Raw genomic sequence first — 1528 nt, forward strand, 5'->3', positions numbered from 1 at the left:
CTGCGCGGCGCTCGTGGGCGCCGGAACGCCGGTCGCCGCCGACGCCCGGGTGTTCGCCGCCCGCTGAGCCGGGGAGAGCGCGGTCGCGCTCCGGGTCCAAGGGGGAGAGAAGGACCCGGAGCGCTCCCGCCGGCGCACCCGCTTCCATGGGGAGGAGGGGAAGTTGAGCGCGCCTTTTCCGGAATGGTCCCGCATCATGTCGTCGGCCACGCCCCGTGAGGGGCGGGCGACACCCACGATACTCCGAGTCGCCCGTCGCGACCGTCGGTGAGACGTATCCGTCCGGTATTTCCCGGAACTACGAACAGTCCGGAATGTCCACCGTTATCCGTTGGTCGGGAACCCGAGGTCCACGCCGCCGGACGGGCGCGCACCCGGGTCGATCCACCGGGTCGTGACCGCCTTGGTGCGCGTGTAGAAGTGCACGCCCTCGGTGCCGTGCGCGTGCGAGTCGCCGAACAGCGACTGCTTCCACCCGCCGAACGAGTAGTAGGCCATCGGCACCGGGATCGGCACGTTGATGCCGACCATCCCCACCTCGACCTCGTTCTGGAACCGCCGGGCCGCCCCGCCGTCGTTGGTGAAGATCGCCGTCCCGTTGCCGTACGGGTTGTCGTTGATCAGCCTCACCGCCGCGTCGTAGTCGTCCGCCCGCAGCACGCTCAGCACCGGGCCGAAGATCTCGTCGCGGTAGCAGGCCATCTCCGGGCTCACGTGGTCGAGCACCGTCGGGCCCAGCCAGAACCCGTCCTCCCCGCCGCCCAGCACCGGGTGGACCCGGCCGTCCACGGACAGCGTGGCGCCCTCGCGCACCCCCGACTCCAGGTAGGAGGCCACCTTGTCGCGGTGCTCGCGGGTGACCAGCGGGCCCATCTCGCTGCGCTCGTCGTCGCCCGGGCCCACCCGCAGCCGGGAGATCCGCTCCTTGATCTTGGCGACCAGCTCGTCGCCGACCGGGTCCACCGCGACCACCGCGGAGATCGCCATGCAGCGCTCGCCCGCCGAGCCGAACCCGGCCGACACCGCCTGGTCGGCGGCCAGGTCCAGGTCGGCGTCGGGCAGCACCACCATGTGGTTCTTGGCCCCGCCCAGCGCCTGCACCCGCTTGCCGTGCTCGGCGGCGGTCCGGTAGATGTACCGGGCGATCGGGGTGGAGCCCACGAAGCTCACCGCCGCCACGTCCGGGTGCTCCAGGATCGCGTCCACGGCCTCCTTGTCGCCCTGGACCACGCTGAACACGCCCTCGGGCAGCCCGGCCCGCGCCCACAGCTCCGCGATCAGCAGCGACGCCGAGGGGTCCTTCTCGCTGGGCTTGAGCACGAACGCGTTGCCGCAGGCGATCGCCACCGGGAACATCCACATCGGCACCATGGCCGGGAAGTTGAACGGGGTGATGCCCGCGACCACGCCCAGCGGCTGGAGGATGGAGTAGGAGTCCACGCCGGTGGACACGTTCTCGGAGTAGCCGCCCTTGAGCAGGTGCGGGATGCCGCAGGCGAAGTCCACGACCTCCAGGCCCCGGGCCACC

General features: G+C 71.5%; 1 protein-coding gene. It reads right to left on the minus strand.

Annotation, left to right across the window (positions count from 1 at the left end; genetic code table 11):
- Positions 1 to 324: 324 nt before the first annotated feature.
- On the minus strand, positions 325 to 1528 hold a 1204-nt coding region (locus tag ACJOT3_RS34515; RefSeq protein WP_406977332.1), incomplete at its 5' end, for a CoA-acylating methylmalonate-semialdehyde dehydrogenase.

It is taken from the genome of Nocardiopsis protaetiae, from assembly GCF_045446735.1.
GTDB lineage: Bacteria > Actinomycetota > Actinomycetes > Streptosporangiales > Streptosporangiaceae > Nocardiopsis > Nocardiopsis protaetiae.